The following is a 19,139-nucleotide window of genomic DNA, read 5'->3' as shown; positions in this document are numbered from 1 at the left end:
AACAGGCGTGGCAGGATAGCCGAGCCGGGTCGCAGGTGCTGCGACCGCTCAAGTCCCGCCCACCCGCGCCGATAGCTGTCGCGGGCGTGCGCCTTGCGGGCGCCCCTCCCTCCCCCTCTGGATTCAACATGACTGGCAGTTACAGTCAGAGCCTGGTCGCCATCTCCCTGCTGGTGGCCATTCTTGCTTCGTACACGGCGCTGGACATGGCCGGCCGCCTGGCCACGGCCGAGGGCCGCGTGGCCCGCTGGTGGCTGGCCGGCGGCGCGGCGGCGATGGGCCTGGGTATCTGGTCGATGCATTTCATCGGCATGCTGGCCTTCGACCTGCCGATCCCGGTCGGCTACGACCTCGGCATCACCCTGTATTCGCTTGCAGTGTCGATCGGCGCTTCGGCCTATGCGCTGTGGCTGGTGTCACGACCCAGCCTGCCCTGGCGACGACTGCTGGCCGGCGCCGTGCTGATGGGCCTGGGCATTGCCACCATGCACTACCTCGGCATGGCCGCGATGCGCATGCAGCCGGGTATCGACTATCACCCGGGCTGGTTCGCCGCCTCCATTGCAGTAGCCATCGGTGCCGCCGGTGCGGCGCTGTGGATTGCCTTCCGCCTGCGTGCCGAGCAGCGCAACACCACGCGCCTGCGCCTGCTCGCCTCACTGGTGATGGGCCTGGCCATCGTCGGCATGCACTACACCGGCATGGCCGCGGCGCGCTTCCCGGAGGGCAGCATCTGCGGCGCGGTCGGCAGCGGCGGCATCGACACGCGTTGGCTGGCGGTGCTGGTGATCGTCACCACGGTGGCGACCCTGGGCATCGCCCTGGTGGCCTCGCTGTTCGACCGGCAGATGCGCGTGCGCACCGGGCTGCTGGCCGATTCACTGGCGCACGCCAACGACAGGCTGATCCAGGCCGCCCTGCACGACCCGCTGACCCAGCTGCCCAACCGCATGCTGCTGCAGGACCGCATCGAACAGGCCATCGAGAAGGCGCGCCGCCGCGGCCGCGCAGTGGCGGTGATGTTCTGCGACCTGGACGGCTTCAAGGCGGTCAACGATGCCTACGGCCACCAGCTGGGAGATCGCCTGCTGGTGGCGGTGGCACAGCGCATCGGCGGCCTGCTGCGGCCGCAGGACACGTTCGCGCGCCTCGGCGGCGACGAGTTCGTGATCGTGCTGGCCATCGACACCCCGGACGATGCGGTGGTGGTGGCCGAACGCATCATCGCCGCCGCCGGCGAACCATTCACCCTGGATGCCGCCGAACTGCAGGTCAGCGCCAGTCTCGGCATCGCCCTGTACCCGGATGACGCCAGCAACGAGCGCGAACTGATGGCGCACGCCGATGCGGCGATGTACCACACCAAGGAAACCGGCCGGAACGGCTATACCTTCTTCACCCCGTCGATGCAGCTCAGCGCCAACCGCCAGCTGCGCCTGCTGCAGGATCTGCGCAAGGCGATCGCGCGTGACGAGCTGCTGCTGCACTACCAGCCGAAGTTCCCGGCCGCTGGCGCACCAGCTACCGGCGCCGAGGCCCTGCTGCGCTGGCAGCACCCGGAACTGGGCCTGCTGGCGCCGGATGTGTTCATTCCCATCGCCGAGCGCAGTGGCTTGATCCTGCCGATCGGCGACTGGGTACTGGACCGTGCCTGTGCACAGCTGCGCGCGTGGCACGATGCCGGACATTCCGGATGGTCGATGGCGGTGAACCTGTCACCGTTGCAGTTCGCCTCGCCGGCGCTGCTGGACAGTGTGCGCGAGGTGCTGCAACGGCACCGCATCGAGCCGGCGTGCCTGACCCTGGAGATCACCGAGACCACGGCAATGAAGGACGTGGACGCCAGCCTGGCGATTCTCAACGACCTGACCGCGATGGGCGTGCACATTGCCATCGACGACTTCGGCACGGGCTATTCCAGCCTGCTCTACCTGAAGCGCATGCCCGCCACCGAACTGAAGATCGACCGCGCGTTCGTGCACGATCTGGAATGCAATGAAGAGGATGCCGCCATCGTCTCGTCGATCATCGCGCTGGGGCGCACCCTGCAGCTGCAGGTGGTGGCAGAGGGTGTGGAGACGCAGGCACAGCGCGAGTACCTGAGCGAACTGGGGTGTGATCAATTGCAGGGTTACCACCTGGGCCGACCAATGGACGCCGAGGAATTCCTGCGCCGGGTGGGGTGAGACCCCATCCACGCATGGCGTGGATCCTGGTAGAGCCGGCCGCTGGCCGGCTTCCCGCAATTGCCGGCCAGCGGCCGGCACTACCACCCTGTGCCGGCCATGCCAGGTGGGATGAGGCCGATGGCTTTGGGGTCAGAGCCCTTGCCGCAGGCAAGGGCTCTGACCCATCCACGCATGGCGTGGATCCTGGTAGAGCCGGCCGCTGGCCGGCTTCCCGTAATTGCCGGCCAGCGGCCGGCACTACCACGCTGTGCCGGCCATACCGGGTGGGATGAGGCCGATGGCTTTGGGGTCGGATCCCTTGCTGCAGGCAAGGGCTCTGACCCCATCCCCGTACAGCGTGGATCTCCTGGTAGAGCCGGCCGCTGGCCGGCTTCCCGCAATTGCCGGCCAGCGGCCGGCACTACCACCGCGCGTGCCATTCCCGGTGGGCGCGACAAACAAAAAGGCCGCCCGAGGGCGGCCTTTCTGCGTGGCAACGTCGCGCGGACGTCAGTGCATCATGTGCACGTTCATGTTGTGCATGACCCACAGGGTACCGACCACGATGATGCCGATCACCACCACGGTGAAGGCCGCAGCGTTGACGTTCCAGCGGCTTTCCGAAGAACGGTCCAGGTGCAGGAAGAACACCAGGTGGACCAGCATCTGCAGCACTGCCGTGATCGCGATCACCACACCGTTGACGGTGCGCGAGAAATCACCCGACATCACCATCCAGAACGGGATGACGGTCAGCACCACCGCCAGCACGAAGCCGATCAGGTACGACTTCACGGTGCCATGGCTTTCGCCGCCGGTGCCGTGGTCGTGTGCATGGTTGTCATGTGCCATTACAGCGCTCCATTGAGGTAGACGACGGAGAACACGCCGATCCAGATCAGGTCCAGGAAGTGCCAGAACAGGCTCAGGCACGCCATGCGGGTCTTGTTGGTCGGGGTCAGGCCGTACTTCTTCAGCTGCACGAACATCACCAGCAGCCACAGCAGGCCGGCGCTGACGTGCAGGCCGTGGGTACCGACCAGGGCGAAGAACGCCGACAGGAAGGCACTGCGGTCCGGACCGTAGCCCTGATGGATCAGGTGCTGGAACTCCCACACTTCCATGCACATGAAGCCGAAGCCCAGCAGCCAGGTGATGCCCAGCCACAGGTACATCTGGCCCATCTGCTTGCGGTGCATGGCAATCATGCCCAGGCCGAAGGTCAGCGAGGAGGTCAGCAGCAGCGCGGTTTCCCATGCCACGAACGGCAGTTCGAACAGGTCCTTCGCGGTCGGGCCACCATCGGTACCGCCGGCCAGCACCACGTAGGTGGCGAACAGCGAGGCGAAGATGAGGCAGTCGCTCATCAGGTACACCCAGAAACCGAAGACGGTGTTGCCGCCGGTGTCGTGGTGCTCGTGGTCGTCATGGCCATGGGCCGCCGCGTGCGCGGCGTGCCCGTGGCTCAGGGTCGAGGTATTGGTGCTCATGCCTTCAGCTCCGACTTCACCAGGCCCTGGGCTTCCAGGTGCTTGCGGTGTTCGTTCTCGATGCGTTCCACCTCGGCGGCCGGGACCCAGTAGTCCACGTCCTGGTCGAAGGTGCGGTAGATGAACGTGGCGATCATGCCGACGAAGCCGACGATGGCCAGCCACCAGATGTGCCAGATCATCGCGAAGCCGAACACCAGGCTGAAGGCACCGATGACAACGCCCGTGCCGGTGTTGCGCGGCATGTGGATGTCGGTGTACTTGGCCGGCTTCGGCCAGGCTTCACCACGCTGCTTGCGCTCCCAGAAATCATCCAGTTCGGTGACTTCCGGCAGGGTGCCGAAGTTGTAGAAGGCCGGCGGCGAAGAGGTTTCCCACTCCAGCGTACGCGCATCCCACGGGTCGCCGGTCAGGTCGACGGTCTTCTTGCGGTCACGGATCGACACGGCCACCTGGATGATCTGGCACAGGATGCCGGCGCCGACGATGAAGGCACCTGCAGCTGCGATCAGCAGCAGCGGCTCATAGGCCGGGTTGACCGTGCTCTGCAGGCGACGGGTCATGCCCATGAAGCCCAGCACGTACATCGGCATGAAGGTCACGTAGAAGCCGATGAACCAGCACCAGAACGCGCACTTGCCCCAGAACTCATTGAGGCGGAAGCCGAACATCTTCGGCCACCAGTAGGTGATGCCGGCGAACATGCCGAACACCACGCCACCGATGATGACGTTGTGGAAGTGGGCGATCAGGAACAGGCTGTTGTGCAGCACGAAGTCGATGGCCGGGATTGCCAGCATCACGCCGGTCATGCCGCCGATGACGAAGGTGACCATGAAGCCGATGGTCCACAGCACCGGGGTGGTGAAGTGCACGCGGCCGCGGAACATGGTGAACAGCCAGTTGAAGATCTTCACGCCGGTCGGGATCGAGATGATCATCGTCGTGATGCCGAAGAAGGCATTGACGTTGGCACCCGAGCCCATGGTGAAGAAGTGGTGCAGCCACACGATGAACGACAGCACGCCGATGCAGGCGGTGGCGTAGACCATGCCCTTGTAGCCGAACAGCGCCTTGCGCGAGAAGGTCGCGATGACTTCGGAGAACACACCGAATGCCGGCAGGACCAGGATGTACACCTCCGGGTGACCCCAGATCCAGATCAGGTTGATGTACAGCATGGCGTTGCCGCCACCGTCATTGGTGAAGAAGTGCGTACCCAGGTAACGGTCCAGGGTCAGCAGCACCAGGGTGATGGTCAGCACCGGGAAGGCAGCGACGATCAGCACGTTGGTCACCAGGGCGGTCCAGGTGAACACCGGCATCTGCATCAGCTTCATGCTGGGGGTACGCATCTTCAGGATGGTGATGAAGAAGTTGATACCGCTCAGCGTGGTACCCAGGCCTGCGACCTGTAGACCCCAGATGTAGTAGTCCATGCCTACGCTTGGACTGTATTCGATGCCCGACAACGGCGGGAACGCCAGCCAGCCGGTGGCAGCGAACTCACCGATCCACAGCGACAGCATGATCAGCACCGCGCCGGACACGAACAGCCAGAAGCTGAGCGAGTTGACGAACGGGAACGCGACGTCGCGCGCACCGATCTGCAGCGGCACGGCCAGGTTCATCAGGCCGGTGATCAGCGGCATCGCCACGAAGAAGATCATGATCACGCCGTGGGCGGTGAAGATCTGGTCGTAGTGGTGCGGCGGCAGGTAACCCTCGGACCCGCCGACGGCGAGCGCCTGCTGGGTACGCATCATGATGGCGTCGGAGAAACCGCGCAGCAGCATGACGAAGGCGACGATGAGGTACATCACGCCGATCTTCTTGTGATCCACCGAAGTGAACCACTCCTTCCACAGATAGCCCCACAGCTTGAACTTGGTGATCAGGGCCATGACGCCCAGGCCACCCAGCACCGCGCCGACCAGGGTGGTCAGCACGATCGGATCGTGGGGGATCGACTCAAGAGAGAGTTTTCCCAACATGTTCATTCTCCCGAACCCGCGTGGCCAGCATGGCCAGCGTGTTCGTGTTCGTTGGCATCCAGGTTTTCACCCGATTCCTTGGAATCATGCGCGTCACTGGGGGCATGGCCCTCGTGCGCTTCATGGCTGGCGGCATCGGCAGCGGCGGCACCGGCGTGTTCGTGCTTCATGCCGTAATGCTTGTTGTCGCCCATGTGCTTGGCGATGACCCAGTCGAACAGGCCTTCTTCGGTCTTGCCGAAGTAGGTGACCGGATACCACTCGGCGTTGCGTGCTTCACCCAGCGCCTTGAACGAGGCCTTGTCCAGGGTCTGCTCGCCGGCGCGGACCTGGTCCAGCCACTGGTGGTATTCGGCATCGGTGACCGAGTAGGCGGTGAAGTGCATCTTGGCGAAGCCCGCGCCGCTGTAGTGCGAGGACATGCCCGGGAATTCACCGGTCTCGTTGGCGATCAGATGGAGCTTGGTCTCCATCGCAGCCATCGAGTAGATCATGCTGCCCAGGTGCGGGATGAAGAACGCATTCATCACCGAATCGGACGTGATCTTGAAGTTCAGCGGCGTGTTGACCGGGAACTTGATTTCGTTGACGACCGCCACCTTCTCTTCCGGATAGATGAACAGCCACTTCCAGTCCAGCGAGATCGCCTCGATGGTGACCGGCTTGACGTCCGATTCCAGCGGCTTGTACGGGTCCAGCGCGTGCGACGAACGCCAGGTCAGGACCGCCAGCACCAGCACGATCATGCAGGGAATGGACCACACCACCACCTCGATCGCTGTCGAGTGGGACCACTTTGGCTCGTAGCGGGCCTTGGTGTTGGAGGCGCGATACTTCCACGCGAAGGTCAGGGTCATGATGATGACCGGGATGACGACCAGCAGCATGAGCACGGTAGCCGTGATCAGCAGGGTCTTCTCATCCTGGCCGATCTGGCCCTTCGGACTGAGGATGGCCACCGCATCGCAGCCGGTGAGCATCACCAGCAGCGACAGCAGCAGGCCCGGGCGCAACCAGCGCCCAAGGGTTTTCAACGGAATCATCGGTCGATCCAATTGCGAGGGAATGCCGTTCCCCGTCCTGCCTGTTCCGGCCAAAGCCGGTCCCACCGGTCCGGAAGACAGGCAGGGAGGTGGGGTCGAGTCAGCCTTTCAATTTTAGGCCGTCACCCACCATTTAAGAAAGGCATTGACAATGATCGAGCGCAGGAAAGGCCCGTTTCTGGCTGCGACACGTTGTCGCACCGCGCAGGCGCGGCGGGCAGAACACCCGGGGGCGGCATCCTAGCATCAGGTGCTGGCCGGCGGTCCGGACTCGTTCGGCAAAGTCGTCTGAACCTGTTCAGGCGTGCTGGCGGGTGCCCGGCGTGGGATGCTCGGCGCAGGAGGAAGGCCCGTGGACAAGATCGACTTCAAGAAGCGCGATCGCGCGTTGTACCTGCCCCCGGCGGGCCGGTTCGTGACGGTAGACGTACCGCCCCTGCCCTACCTGATGGTCGACGGCCACGGTGATCCGAATACCGCCCCCGCGTATGTGCAGGCGGTGCAGTGGCTGTACGCGGTGAGCTATGCACTGAAGTTCGCGCTGAAGTCCGGGGGCCAGGACTACGTGGTGCCACCGCTGGAAGCCCTGTGGACCGCCGAGGATCCGTCGAGCTTTGTCGCACGCCGCAAGGATGAGTGGAGGTGGACGGTGATGATCCGTACGCCGGACGGGATCAGTCCAGCGCAGTTGGAGGCTGCCATCGCCAAGTCGGCGAAGAAACTGGGCGAGGTCCCGCCCAGCCTTCGCCATGAAATCCTTGCCGAGGGCCCCAGCCTGCAGACCTTGCACGTGGGCGCCTACGATGACGAAGGGCCCACCTTGGCGCATCTGCATGACGAACTGATGCCCGCATTGGGATACACCTTTGCCGGCCCCCATCATGAGATCTACCTGAGCGACCCGCGCAGGACCGACGCGGCGCGGTTGAAAACCGTGCTGCGGCAGCCGGTGCGGCCGATTGAGCCTGATGAGGACTCCCACACGTGACACAAGGAATGCCATGCGCCTGATCAGCCGGCTGCTGCACTGGACTACCCTGCCCGCTGGGCGCCGCCTGATGGCCGTGCTGGGTGCTGCGCTGGTGATCGTGCTGGCCTGCAACCCGGCGCTGTTGCCGTTGCTGCCGGTGGTGGACGCGCTCGGGCTGGACGTGCTGGTGCTGTTGCTGGGTGCACAGGTGGTGGCGGTACTGCCTTGGGTGCGGGAGCGGGCCGTGCGCGGGACCAGGGTGCTTACACGCCTGATGATGGGCGCATTGGCGGGAGCGGCAGGTGGCTATCTCCGGCAGCTCGCGTGGTGGCTGGCACGGGGTGCGGAGATCGTTGGACGTGAATGAAGCTGTGTTTGCATCGGTGACGTCGCCGACCGACCTTTCCCTTGGGCAGAAACAGAAAGCCCCGGCAAAGGCCAGGGCTTTCTGTTGATGCAACTGCTCGTCTTGCGTGGAGTGCGTCTAGAACGCGGTCGGACCGATTTGGATCACACCATCATGGGTCAATGCGAGACGGATCCTGGTTCTGCCACCCGCCGTGACCACGTGGGAAATTTCGCGCCTGTGCGCCGATTCATCCCCCCACAAACAGAGACCTTTACCCGCGAAACTTGCGCTGACAATGCGATTGCCGGCAGGCACAGACAGCGAGACAGACTCTCCCCGCTGCAGATGGGCTGCCAGGGTGCCGTCGATATACAGTGCAAGTGGGCATGCCCCACCAACCGCGCCGACGTCGCGCGTAAAGATTACCTGTCCGGAAGCACTGTCCCCAATCCCATTGAAGGCGAAAATCCGCTCGGCAGGCACCGGTTGCGCCTGTTCGGAGCTGATCTGGCGGGTTGCACAGCCGGCGAGAACGACGCACGCCATCAGGCTCACCACGATCTTCTTCATGACATCCCCTGTTGGTTGAAACTGACTTGCCCCGTCCAGCGCCGCAAGCAACCCACCTCGGCAATGGTGATGACCCCGACCGGCAGGTACATGCCTGCAGTTCCATCGGACGCTTCCGCCGGGGTCGGGCCGCGCCAGCACAGCCCAAAACGAAAAGCCCCGACCAAGGCCGGGGCTTTTCATTACAACTGGTGCCGGAAACAGGAGTCGAACCTGCGACCTACGCATTACGAATGCGCCGCTCTACCAACTGAGCTATTCCGGCGGAGCCCGCGATTTTACGGGCTGGGCGCCCCGGCGGTCAATCCATCCGGCTCAGCCCACCTCCACCCGGTTGGCACACACCCGCCCGGCCGCGAAATCCTGCAGATTCCCCAGCGTGATCGCCGAGATCTCCTGCAGCGCCTCCACGGTGAAGAAGCCCTGGTGGCCGGTCACCAGCACATTCGGGAAGGTCATCAGGCGCTGGAAGGCCTCGTCGTCGATGATCTCGCCAGACAGGTCCTGGAAGAACAGCGCGCTTTCCTGCTCGTACACGTCGATGGCCAGATGACCCAGCCGGCGCGACTTCAGCGCGCGGATCACCGCATGGGTATCGACCAGTGCGCCGCGCGACGTATTGACCAGCATCGCGCCCGGCTTCGTCCGCGCCAGCGACGCATCATTGATCAGGTGGTGGGTCTCAGGCGTCAGCGGGCAATGCAGCGACACGATGTCGGCACGCGCCAGCAGTTCATCCAGCCCGACCATTTCGCCGATACCACCGAACGCGGGTGACGGATAAGGATCGTGCCCCAGCACGGTGCAGCCCATGCCGTTGAAGATGCGCGCGGTGGCCAGCCCGATCTTGCCGGTACCCACAATGCCAACCGTGCGTCCATGCAAGGTGCGTCCGAGCAGGCCATCCAGCATGAAGTTGCCCTCGCGCACGCGGTTGTAGGCGCGATGGGTCTGCCGGTTGAGGGTCATCACCAGCGCCAACGCATGCTCGGCCACCGCCTCCGGGGAATAGGCCGGTACGCGTGCGACGAACAGATCCAGCGCTTTCGCGGCTGCCAGGTCCACATTGTTGAAGCCGGCACAGCGCAGCAGTACGGCCCGCACGCCCATCGCATGCAGGGCGTGCAGCACCGGCGCATCCAGGCGGTCGTTGACGAACACGCATACGGCTGCGCAATCCTGCGCCAGCGCGGCCGTGTGCACGTCCAGCGCCACATCGAAGTACACGAACGCAAAGCCGTCCCCAGCCGCATCGCGCTGGTTCGCCTCATCAAGGAAACGACGGTCGTAGGGACGGGCACTGAAGACGGCGATCTGCATGGAAGGGCCTGGGTGGAATGCCACGCCGACCATACCGCAGCAACGCGCGTTCTGGGGATGGCACCGGCGATGCCTTCATCGCCGGTGCCGTGCACCACTTAGAACTTGTAGCCCAGCCCCAGCATTACGCCATTCTGGATCTGCCCGTCGCGGCGCTCACCCACGTAATCGGCCATGATGGACAGCCGCTCGCTGGCACGGCTGGTCACGCCCAGGTTCCAGGCCAGCACCTGCTCGCCCACCGCCTGGCTGCTGGCGCCGAACACCAGATCCGGTGCCGCGGCGAAGCCGGTGCTGTAGCGGGCCTGCGAATCGCCCAGTTCCTTCTGCCAGACCACCCGCGCGCGCGGGGTGATGCGCTCGCCGTTGTTGCCTTCGAAGGTCTTGAACAGCTGCAGGCCCGCACCCACGCGGATGCTCTCCAGGCTGCCGCTGCGGCCAACCAGCGCACCGGCGCCCTGCCCTTCGTTGAAGCGGGTGGCCGAGGTGCGCGCGTAGTCCACCACCGGCAGCAACGGCTGGATCACCAGGCCCTTGGCGGTGGTGAAGGAGAACGCATGTTCCACCCGTGCGGAGATCGCATCGTTGCTGTACTTGGCGCGCAGTGGCTGCTGCAGGCCATCGATGCCGTTGATGCTGCGACGCGTATCGTGGCGCAGATCGGTGTAGCGCACGGCCGCCGACAGATAGCCGCGCGCGTACGTCGCATCGAGGTAGCCGCCCACGTCCAGCGCACGCACGTCACCAGTGAAACCAGAGCCATCGCTGGCCTTGGTCGACATGTCCGCCGCGGCCACGCTGACGCCCAGGGTCACGCGGTCATCGGCCACGCGGGTATCGGCACCGACCACGATGCCACCGATGGTGTGGCTCAGGCCGGCCACGCCACCGTCAGCATCGATGCGACCATGGCTGGCGAAACCACGTGCCCAGATGCCGTGGCTGCGTCCAGCATCACCGCTGCCCGCAACGCTGCCCGACGCCGGCTCGACCAGGTGCATCGCCAGCTGGTTGAACAGGCTGCCATGGCGCATGCCCGGCTGGGAGGAGACCGACTGCGCCACCTGCGAGGCCAGGCCATCGGCATCACCGCCGCTGCGCATGGCCGACTGGTGCTGCTGCACGACGTTGCCGATACTGCCCACCAGCGCGGTGTCGGCCAGTCGCAGGCTGGCGTGCGCATCACCGCGCAGGGCACCGGCCTGTTGTGCGATCACATCGCGGTCGGCGAACTGCAGTGCGCCCAGCAGCGATCTCAGTCCCTTGTCCTGGCGATCGGAGGCGGTCGCCAGCGCGCGGCCCAGGCCGTCGCCGGACGTGCCATTGGCGAACAGGCCCAGCTGGTCAAAGCCGGGGTTGGCGGTCAGCCACAGGCCATCGGCCGTCTGCTTCACGTTGAAGCTGAGCAGTGAATTGTGGCGCGGGCGGAACACTTCACCGGCAGTGATGCTGGCACTGTATCCGGCGTCCCCCAGCCGCACGACATCCTGGAAGCCCCCCTGGTAGATCGGCCCTTCCACCAGATCGCGGCGGTAGGCACTGGCATAGAAGCCCTGGGCCACATTCAACGCAAGGTGTGCGCCCTGCGCGATCACCAGCGCGCCCTCCTCGGTGCCGCCATCGTAGAAGCTGCCGACGCGCAGGCGGCCATTGCCGGTACCACCGGTTTCGGTAACATCGAACAACACCTGGCCGCCGGGCATGATGTTGACGTAGCCGTGGGTCACCAGGTCCCCACCGCGCGGCATCAGCGTGCCGAACACGCGCAGGCGGTTGAAGCCATCTTCGCGGTAGGACGGGCCGGTGCCATCCAGCAGCGCATCGCTGTCGGTGCCGACCGATGCGATATCACCGTGGCCGACCACGATGCTGCCCGGCATCACCCGCAGCTCGGGGGTGCGCAGCGCACCACCCTCCAGTGCGATGGTGCCGTTGTCCACCAGAATGAAATCGGCGCCGGTGGTTTCAGCGGTGCGCCAGGTGGCGCCATTGCTGACACGGATCACGCCGGCGGAGTTGGCCAGGGTCGAGGCATCCAGATCGGCCAGCCGCAGCTGGCCGCGCAGTTCATCCTGGAGGTCGGGGTCGGCGAGCAGCTGCTGCAACGACTGCGCGCCGATACCGTTCGCCCCCCGCGTGGAGAAGTTGTACAGGCTCACCGCATAGTTGATGTAGGTGCTGGCCCAGTCGGTGTTCCAGCGCGCGAAATCGTCGTCGACAAAGGCCTGCAGCTGGCGCGCGGTACGAAGGTAGCCCGGGTTGATGTCGCCGCTGACGTTGCTGGTGACACGAAGGGTGTCGCCCGGATCGCGATAGCCCGCCGTGTTGATGATGCTGTTGCTGCGGATGTCCTGGCCCGGGAATGACTCCAGCTTGCTCCCACTGCCATCCGGATCGAAGGTAACCGACGTACCCGTGGTACGCGCCGGGTCGCGGAATACCAGCAGGCCATTGGGCTGCACCACTTCATACATGGCCTTGTGCAACAGGCCCGCATCCATGCCGCCGCCGTAGTTGCCTGTGTAGATCTGGGTCATGCGCGCCGACGGCGCATAGGTGATCCTGCCACCACTGCTGGCGGCATGGATCTGCACCGAGTCGACCAGCGGCAGATCGCCGCCGAGGTAACGGTTGACGCCACCGGACTGCATGATCGAGCAGGACGAAATGCAGTGGCCGGACACGATGGTGTCCAGGCCCTGGGTACGGATCACCGCCTGCAGCCACTCGCCGGCAATCAGCGCGCCACCGTTGGACGTTCGCAGCACGACTTCGCGGATCGGACGGCCTTCAGCCTGCGCCTTGGCCAGCAGTGCGGGCAGCGCCACCACATCGGCGACGGTGACGCCGCCGCTGAGGAAGACGCGATCGTCCTGCACGTGATAACTCATTGCCATGACGTCATCAGCTGCCGCGATGGCGCCAACGCCCATCAGCCCGGCCAGGGCCAGGCTCAACTTCGAATACTTCATGCGTTCTCTCTCTCCACCCGCAACACGCGGGTAGAACGATCAACGCCGCAGCGGGGCGATCTCCCCCAGTGGAACGGATCCTGAAAAATGAATACATTCACAATAAGAATCCGATCGATGCACACTCTTCCCCATCCGGTCATCGTCGCGTAAAACTCGATGACGCATTCGCCACCGACAGTCGAGGCCAGCCCTGTCCACCCCGTCTCCCCTGATCCATCGCGCGCCGGAGCCGCCCGCACCTGCGGATGCCTTCATCGCGTTCGTACGCGAAGAGCGCGCACCGCTGTGCGCGTTCCTGCGCACGCGGGGGGTCGGGCCTGAGGATGCGGAGGATATCGCGCAGGACTGCATGGAGCGGCTGATCCGCTATCGCGCACAGGGCCCGGACGAACTGCGCCTGCTGCTGTATCGTATCGCCCGCAACCGCCTGGCAGACCGCGGACGCTCGCCGCAGTCGCGGCCGCATCTGCCGCTGGCCGAACACGATGGCAGCGACGAACCGCCCAGTTCCTCGCCCGATCCATTGCGCCAGGCCGAGTCAGGGCAGATGCTGTCCCTGCTGCGGCAGGCCCTGTTCAAGCTGCCCGAACGCGCACGCGAGGTCTATCTGCTCAACCGCATCACCGGCATGAGCTACACCCAGATCGCGCGGCATTGTGGAATTACTGCCAAGACCGTGGAAAAACATATCGCCCGGGCCCTGCAGGGCCTGCGTCAGGAGTTGGGATCGGATCCGCTGCACAACGACAGGGACGGCCAATGAGTGGCACCCCGCACAGGAATGATGCACAGCTGTTTGAACGCGCCAGCGCCTGGGTAGCCCGCCTGGAAGCCCCGGACTGCACATCGGCCGAACGCGAAACGTTCGAGGACTGGCTGGCCGAAGATCCGGCCCACGTCAAAGCCTGGGTGCAGGCCGAAACCCTGTTCCAGCAGGGTGCGGAGCTTGCGGCTGACCCCTGGCTGCGCACCGCCGCGGCACGGGCGGCGCGTCCGCCGCGCCGGCGCTGGTTGCCGGGCGTGGCCGCTGCCGCCGGTGTCTGCATGGCGATCGGCATCGGCTGGATGGTTGCCGTCGACGGCAACCCGACGCCACAGGTCTACGCCAATGATTCGCACCAGGCACAGCAGCAGACGCTGGCCGATGGCAGCGTCGCCATGCTGGATGCCGGCACCACCCTCCGCGCCCGCTTCGGCTGGCGTCATCGTGATCTGGTGCTGGAGCGGGGTCGGCTGCAACTGCAGGTCGCTCCGTCGAACAAGGCGCTGCAGCTGCACGCCGGCGGCAGTACGATCCGCGACATCGGCACGACCTTCCAGGTGGAACGCCTGCGCGATGGTCTGGTCGAGGTCGCGCTGCTGGAAGGTGCCGTGGAAGTCAGCAACGGCGCAGCGCAGCACACGCTGGCACCCGGCCAACAGCTGCAGGTATTGCCCTCCGGCCGTATCCAGCCGGGCCCTGCCCTCTCGTCCAACGCAGCCGCTGAAGGCTGGCTGCGTGGGCAACTGGTGTTCGATGCCACGCCACTGTCGATCGTGGTCGAGCGCATGAACCGTTATGGCCGCACGCCACTGGTGATCGTCGATCCGGAGATCACCGACCTGGCGGTAAGCGGCACCTTCCGCGCCGGTGATGCACAGGAGCTGCTGTCGGCGCTGGAACTGGGTTGGTCCGTGGCTGGCCAGACGCGTCCGGATGGCGCGCTGGAACTGCGCCGCACCTACTGAGGAGACCGGCAGTGAAGGCAGGTCCGGGTGCGCTGCAGTGGGGGCTGCTCCGCGCCCTGCTATGCCTTGCACTGGGTGTTGCCGCACTACCGATGGCCGATGCCGGCGAGCCCGCCGGCACGCTGGAGATCGACGTGGGCGCCGGCCCACTGGTGCCGGCACTGCAGCAATGGGCCCGGCAGAGTGGCACCGCCCTGCTGTTCGACGCACGTGAACTGGATGATCTGCGCACCGGCGGCAGCCGTGACCAACGCGATACCGGGGCCTCCCTGAAGCAGCTGGTCGCCGGCCTGCCGGTCAACATCCTGCGCACTTCATCCGGTGCCTTTGTCGTGCGGCGCGTCCATCCCGAGCCCCCTGCCACGCCGCCGAAAGCGGTCGCAGCCCCGCGCCTGCCGCGCCCGGCTCCCAAGTCCGCCGACACGCCACACCAGGTGGAACTGGCGCCCATCCATGTCACCGGCAGCCGGCTGCCGCGCTCTTCGGTGCAGACCACACTGCCGGTCACCACCATCGATCGCGACGATATCCTGCGCAGCGGCTACGGCAATCTGTTCGACCTGCTGCGGCACCTGCCCGGCATGAACGGCCATCCGGCCATGAGCACCTCGCGCGGCGGCGATTCGCAGTACCTGCCGGTGGGCGCAGCGGCCACCACCAGTCTCGACGGCATGGGCCCGCGGGCGACGCTGTTCCTGGTCAACGGCCGGCGCCTGCCGCGCTATCCGATGGTGTCGCTGGAACAGGGTGGGCTCACCGACCTCGGCGGCATTCCGCTGAGCTTCGTCGACCGCATCGAACTGGTACGCGGTGGTGCCTCGGCCATCTATGGGGCCGACGCCATGTCCGGCGTGGTCAACATCATCCTGCGCGACCAGGCCGATGGGCCCGAAGCCATGCTGCAGACCGGGCTCAGCAGCCGCGGCGATGCGGGCCAGTACCGCCTGCAGGCCGCCACGGGCGGCGCGCGTGGCAACGGGGACCGCTGGTTTGCCGGACTCGATCTGCACCGTGTCGAACATGTCGCCGGTGACCAGCGTGACTGGCACGCGGAAACCTCGCTGTATCCGATCGGCGCGATCTTCGGCAACTGGTACGTGCCCGCCCGGCGCTGCGAGCCGCCCCTGAAGCGGCGCGAGGATGGCTGCTGGTTTGACAGCGCGCGGCCGCGGTCGCTGCAGCCCGCCTCGGATACCGCGTCGGCCTTCCTGCACTACCGGCATGAACGTGGTGAGGGACGCTATGCCTATGTCGAGGCGCGGGCCAGTCACAACCGCCAGCGCTTCGATCTGGGCCCGACCGCCGTTGCGGTGGTCTCGCGCGGAATCACCTTCAACAGTGTGCTGCGTGAGGCCGGCAACGTGCGCCCCAGCGTCCGCGCCACCGATGCCGACCTTACCTTCGGCATCGGCCGCGACCAGGGCCGGCGCAGCTGGGAGGCGGGCATCAGCGCGCAGCGCAGCGACGTGACCTTGTCCACTGCAGGCACCGTGCGCACGACACGCCTGCTTGAAGCAACGCAGGCGCGCAGGTTCACTCCCGGTTTCGACGCGCCGCCGGCGGCCGAGGCGGACACGCTGTTTCCGTCCATCCGCAACCGCGGCAGCACCGCACAATGGCAGGGCTGGTGGGGCGTGCAGCGTGAGCTGATGGCAATGCCCGGCGGCAATGCGCAGCTGGCCACCGGCATCGACCTGCGCCATGAACGCTGGACCTCGCGCCCGGACGCACTGCTGAGTCAGGGCGACCTTGCGCTGGGCCTGCCACAGCAGCGACGCCGCCTGTCGCGACAAAGCAGTGGCGTCTACGCCGAGCTGGGCCTGCCGCTGGCCCCCACGTTGCGCGCGGACCTGGCTGCACGCTGGGACCGCGACGGCGGCTTCATGGCGTTCTCGCCTCGTGCCGGGCTGCGCTGGAGCCCGACGCCGCACTGGTCGTTCCTGCTGGCCAGCGGGCGCGGCTATCGTGCACCGAGCCTGTTCGAGCAACGGCGGCCTCCCGGCTACTTCGGCTCGATCACGCTTCCGGTGTCCAGTGCCCTTCCGGAATGTGCGATCGCCACGCGTGGTGGCGGCTGCAGCGTCACGGCCAACGTGGTTGAGAACGATGCACTGAAGGCCGAGCGATCACGCAGCCATTCGCTGGCAGCCACGTGGACGCCCAACGACACATTCTCGCTGTCGCTGACCCACAACATCGTGGAACTGCGCAACGAGATCCTCGCCCTGCAGCCGAGCGATGCGGTGTGGAACCGCAGCACGTGGGAACTGGATGAAGACGGCCACCTGGGCAGCCTGCGCCTGTCGTTCGACAACATCGGCCGCACCACCTCCCGCAACTGGGTGCTGCGTGGCGAGTACCGCATCGACAGCGGCAGCAACGGCCAATGGTTGTTTTCGCTCGATGCGCTGAAGCAGCAGGAACTGCTTCGCCGCCGTGACCATGAGGCCGCCGTGGACCTGCGTGGTCATGTGACACCCGAGCTGGCTGCGGTGTTGAACGTGCAATGGCAGAACAGCAACTGGGACATCGCGCTGCGCGGCAACCAGATCGGGCGCACGCGTGCCTGGCTGCCGGGGGCGGAGTGCCCGCAGAAGCAGGTCGACCGGAACCACTGCATGAACCCACGGCAGCTGCGCTGGAACCTGCACCTCGCACGCCGGCTGGGGCCGCGCATCGTTGCAGCGCTGGACGTGCACAACGTGCTGGACACGCAACCGGTGAACTATCTGGTCGGCAATGGCGGGCAGATGCCCGGGCTGGACGATCCGCTCGGCCGCTACTACCTGCTTACCCTGCAGTTCCGCTGAAGCGTAGTAATCTACGCGCCCTGTTCCACCGCGGTCCCCTTCCCCCATGAAAGCCTATCTCTGGTTCTGGGGCGCGTTCCTGCTGTTCTTCGCGTTGCCTTTTCCCTGCATTCTCTATTTCGGCACTTCGTGGCCGGTAGCGCTGGTCGACCGCAGCGCACCGTGGCTGGCACTGTTGCTGCTCGCACTGTCGATGGTGCTGTGGCTGATGCTGCTGTTCGCCTTCCTGCACTACCTGTTGCTGGGGCCGCCACGCGCACTGCACCGGGTGCAGTCGATCCTGGCCGACGGTGAACCGCGCAGTGCGCTGATCGAGCAGGCCGAACAGACCGGCGTGCAGGTACGTGGGTTCGCGCAATGGAAACTGCAGTTGTTCTTCAAGAACCTGTCCGGTACGCCGGTCCGCGAACAGATGCTGGTGGTCGACAGCAAACCCCAGCTGCATCGCTTCGAGGTGGGCAGGCACATCGATGCGCGCCTGGGCCGGACACCCGGAGCATTCCCCAACATCGTGCTGGACGGTGCCCAGCCCGAACTGAATGTCGCCAGCCTGTGGCGGCGCGGCATCGGTGCAGCACTCGGCATCGCCGTCGTTGCCGCTGCCTATGTGTGGGCCTACCAGCTGCAGAGCGAGGGGCTGGGCTGGACCTTCCTGTCGTTCGGTCACCCGCTGCTGGTGTGCCCGCTGGTGCTGTGTGGCTATGCGCTGGGCCTGCGCCTGCTCGGCCGCCTGCTGCACGCCGATGCCCGCGGCGATGCGCTGAAGTATCGCGGCATCGGCGTGGAGGCCAGGGTGTTGAAGGTGCGTCAGACCGGCACCTACCTCAACGAACAGCCGCAGGTGGAGTTCCAGCTGGAATACATCGACCGCGAAGGCAACGTGCAGCAGGCTCGCGTGCGCCGCTTCATCCCGCTGATTGAACTGGCCAACATCCCGCGCGAGCATGTGACGCTGCTGTACGACCCGGATGACCGCAGCAACGTGCGCCTGGAGGGAGTATGAAACAGCCACCCTCAACCCGCACCGTGTTCCTGGTACTGCTGCTGGTTCTGGCGGGCGTGGCCGTTGCCGGAGGCGCCCTGCAGACCATCAGCGAAACGCTGGGGCATTCGGTACAGCCGGACCGGTTGCCCGCGTCCGTCTCGTCCCAGTCGCCGCGCGAACAATCCGCATCGCTTGTGCCGTCCCCGGCGCCCTTCCCCGCCGCGAGCACCGCTGGAGCGCCCGAGCGCAACAACCGCCTGTTCGATGCGGACTACCTGCTGGCTGCCCGTCAGGCACTGGAGCAGATGCCAGCGCTGGCCGGCCAGAGGCTGACGGTCTTCCACAGCATCCACTTCTACGACGATGGCCGCATCAACCTCGATCTGGTCGATCCGCAACAGCCGGGCCACGTCGACAGCTATCACTTTGAACGTGGCCAATGGCGCAAGGGCAATCCGGTGAACCCGCAGCAGTTTGCGCCGACCATCAGCCTGCAGCGCAGCAGCACATCACTGGCCAGCATCGATTTCGAGGCTGTGCCGCGCGTGGCGCAGGCGCTGCAGGAACAGCGCAATGCGCTGCAGAACCCCGCATCTGAAGTCGGCCACGTCTACGTGATCGTGCGCAAAGCCGGCAAGGTGGTATGGCTGCCGGACGAAGTCGCCGGTGACCGCGAATCCGTGCGCCTGCAGTTCGATGCGCAGGGCGCCCTGCGCGGCGTGAGCCGCCGGTAGGCC

At 65.7% G+C, this 19,139-nt stretch carries 15 protein-coding genes and 1 tRNA gene; 8 read left to right on the top strand and 8 right to left on the bottom strand.

All coding sequences use genetic code 11. The features are described 5' to 3' along the window. Positions 1-128 precede the first annotated feature (128 nt). On the top strand, positions 129-2,186 hold the full coding sequence (locus tag MG068_RS05730) for a putative bifunctional diguanylate cyclase/phosphodiesterase (protein ID WP_132809588.1): 2,058 nt from the start codon (positions 129-131) through the stop codon (positions 2,184-2,186). A 492-nt stretch (positions 2,187-2,678) separates the two neighbouring features. On the opposite strand, the gene cyoD is transcribed toward MG068_RS05730, so the two are convergent. Genes cyoD through cyoA form a run of 4 tightly spaced genes read right to left on the bottom strand, consistent with a single transcriptional unit; the run spans position 2,679 to position 6,695 of the window. Beyond that, positions 2,679-3,020: a cytochrome o ubiquinol oxidase subunit IV gene (cyoD, locus tag MG068_RS05725; protein ID WP_005408584.1), complete on the bottom strand. Its 342-nt coding sequence runs from the start codon at positions 3,018-3,020 to the stop codon at positions 2,679-2,681. Next, entirely contained in the window at positions 3,020-3,658 is a 639-nt protein-coding gene (gene cyoC / locus MG068_RS05720) for a cytochrome o ubiquinol oxidase subunit III (protein ID WP_005408583.1), read from the bottom strand. Before cyoC ends, cyoD begins: the two co-directional genes overlap by 1 nt. Next, entirely contained in the window at positions 3,655-5,652 is a 1,998-nt protein-coding gene (cyoB, locus tag MG068_RS05715) for a cytochrome o ubiquinol oxidase subunit I (protein WP_005408582.1), read from the bottom strand. The genes cyoC and cyoB overlap by 4 nt, the downstream gene beginning before the upstream one ends. Before the next feature lie 2 nt (positions 5,653-5,654). Beyond that, positions 5,655-6,695, bottom strand: coding sequence for a ubiquinol oxidase subunit II (gene cyoA / locus MG068_RS05710; protein WP_107433550.1), 1,041 nt, complete (start codon positions 6,693-6,695; stop codon positions 5,655-5,657). 352 nt (positions 6,696-7,047) lie between these two features. Here cyoA and MG068_RS05705 point away from each other — a divergent pair, with 352 nt between their 5' ends. After that, the gene (locus tag MG068_RS05705; RefSeq protein ID WP_132809586.1) at positions 7,048-7,683 is read left to right on the top strand and encodes a GyrI-like domain-containing protein; all 636 of its coding nucleotides are present in this window, start codon (positions 7,048-7,050) and stop codon (positions 7,681-7,683) included. Positions 7,684-7,696: 13 nt separating this feature from the next. Next, positions 7,697-8,032, top strand: coding sequence for a hypothetical protein (locus MG068_RS05700; RefSeq protein WP_132809584.1), 336 nt, complete (start codon positions 7,697-7,699; stop codon positions 8,030-8,032). Positions 8,033-8,149: 117 nt separating this feature from the next. On the opposite strand, the gene MG068_RS05695 is transcribed toward MG068_RS05700, so the two are convergent. The 4 genes from MG068_RS05695 to MG068_RS05680 all read right to left on the bottom strand — a co-directional run bounded on the left by MG068_RS05695 (position 8,150) and on the right by MG068_RS05680 (position 12,876). Beyond that, a complete protein-coding gene (locus MG068_RS05695; RefSeq protein ID WP_107433553.1) occupies positions 8,150-8,584 on the bottom strand; it encodes a putative periplasmic lipoprotein in 435 nt (144 codons plus the stop codon). Between the two features lie 189 nt (positions 8,585-8,773). After that, a tRNA-Thr gene (locus MG068_RS05690) sits at positions 8,774-8,849 on the bottom strand. Between the two features lie 50 nt (positions 8,850-8,899). Beyond that, positions 8,900-9,904, bottom strand: coding sequence for a 2-hydroxyacid dehydrogenase (locus tag MG068_RS05685; protein ID WP_107433595.1), 1,005 nt, complete (start codon positions 9,902-9,904; stop codon positions 8,900-8,902). 98 nt (positions 9,905-10,002) lie between these two features. Continuing rightward, positions 10,003-12,876: an autotransporter domain-containing protein gene (locus tag MG068_RS05680; protein ID WP_132809582.1), complete on the bottom strand. Its 2,874-nt coding sequence runs from the start codon at positions 12,874-12,876 to the stop codon at positions 10,003-10,005. 286 nt (positions 12,877-13,162) lie between these two features. On the opposite strand from MG068_RS05680, the gene MG068_RS05675 reads away from it, so the two are divergent. The 5 genes from MG068_RS05675 to MG068_RS05655 are packed head-to-tail and all read left to right on the top strand — an operon-like array spanning position 13,163 to position 19,136. Beyond that, a complete protein-coding gene (locus tag MG068_RS05675; RefSeq protein WP_235202849.1) occupies positions 13,163-13,642 on the top strand; it encodes an RNA polymerase sigma factor in 480 nt (159 codons plus the stop codon). Continuing rightward, positions 13,639-14,607, top strand: a complete 969-nt coding sequence (locus MG068_RS05670; RefSeq protein WP_049424370.1) for a FecR family protein — start codon at positions 13,639-13,641, stop codon at positions 14,605-14,607. Before MG068_RS05675 ends, MG068_RS05670 begins: the two co-directional genes overlap by 4 nt. An 11-nt stretch (positions 14,608-14,618) precedes the next feature. Continuing rightward, entirely contained in the window at positions 14,619-17,417 is a 2,799-nt protein-coding gene (locus MG068_RS05665; protein WP_071227738.1) for a TonB-dependent receptor plug domain-containing protein, read from the top strand. 46 nt (positions 17,418-17,463) lie between these two features. After that, the gene (locus MG068_RS05660; protein ID WP_132809581.1) at positions 17,464-18,420 is read left to right on the top strand and encodes a hypothetical protein; all 957 of its coding nucleotides are present in this window, start codon (positions 17,464-17,466) and stop codon (positions 18,418-18,420) included. After that, positions 18,417-19,136 (top strand): hypothetical protein, encoded by a 720-nt coding sequence (locus MG068_RS05655; RefSeq protein WP_132809579.1) that lies wholly within the window; start codon positions 18,417-18,419, stop codon positions 19,134-19,136. The genes MG068_RS05660 and MG068_RS05655 overlap by 4 nt, the downstream gene beginning before the upstream one ends. Positions 19,137-19,139 lie beyond the last annotated feature (3 nt).

This window comes from Stenotrophomonas sp. ASS1 (assembly GCF_004346925.1).
GTDB classification, from domain to species: domain Bacteria; phylum Pseudomonadota; class Gammaproteobacteria; order Xanthomonadales; family Xanthomonadaceae; genus Stenotrophomonas; species Stenotrophomonas maltophilia_A.
This window is presented reverse-complemented; position numbering and strand designations above follow the sequence as displayed.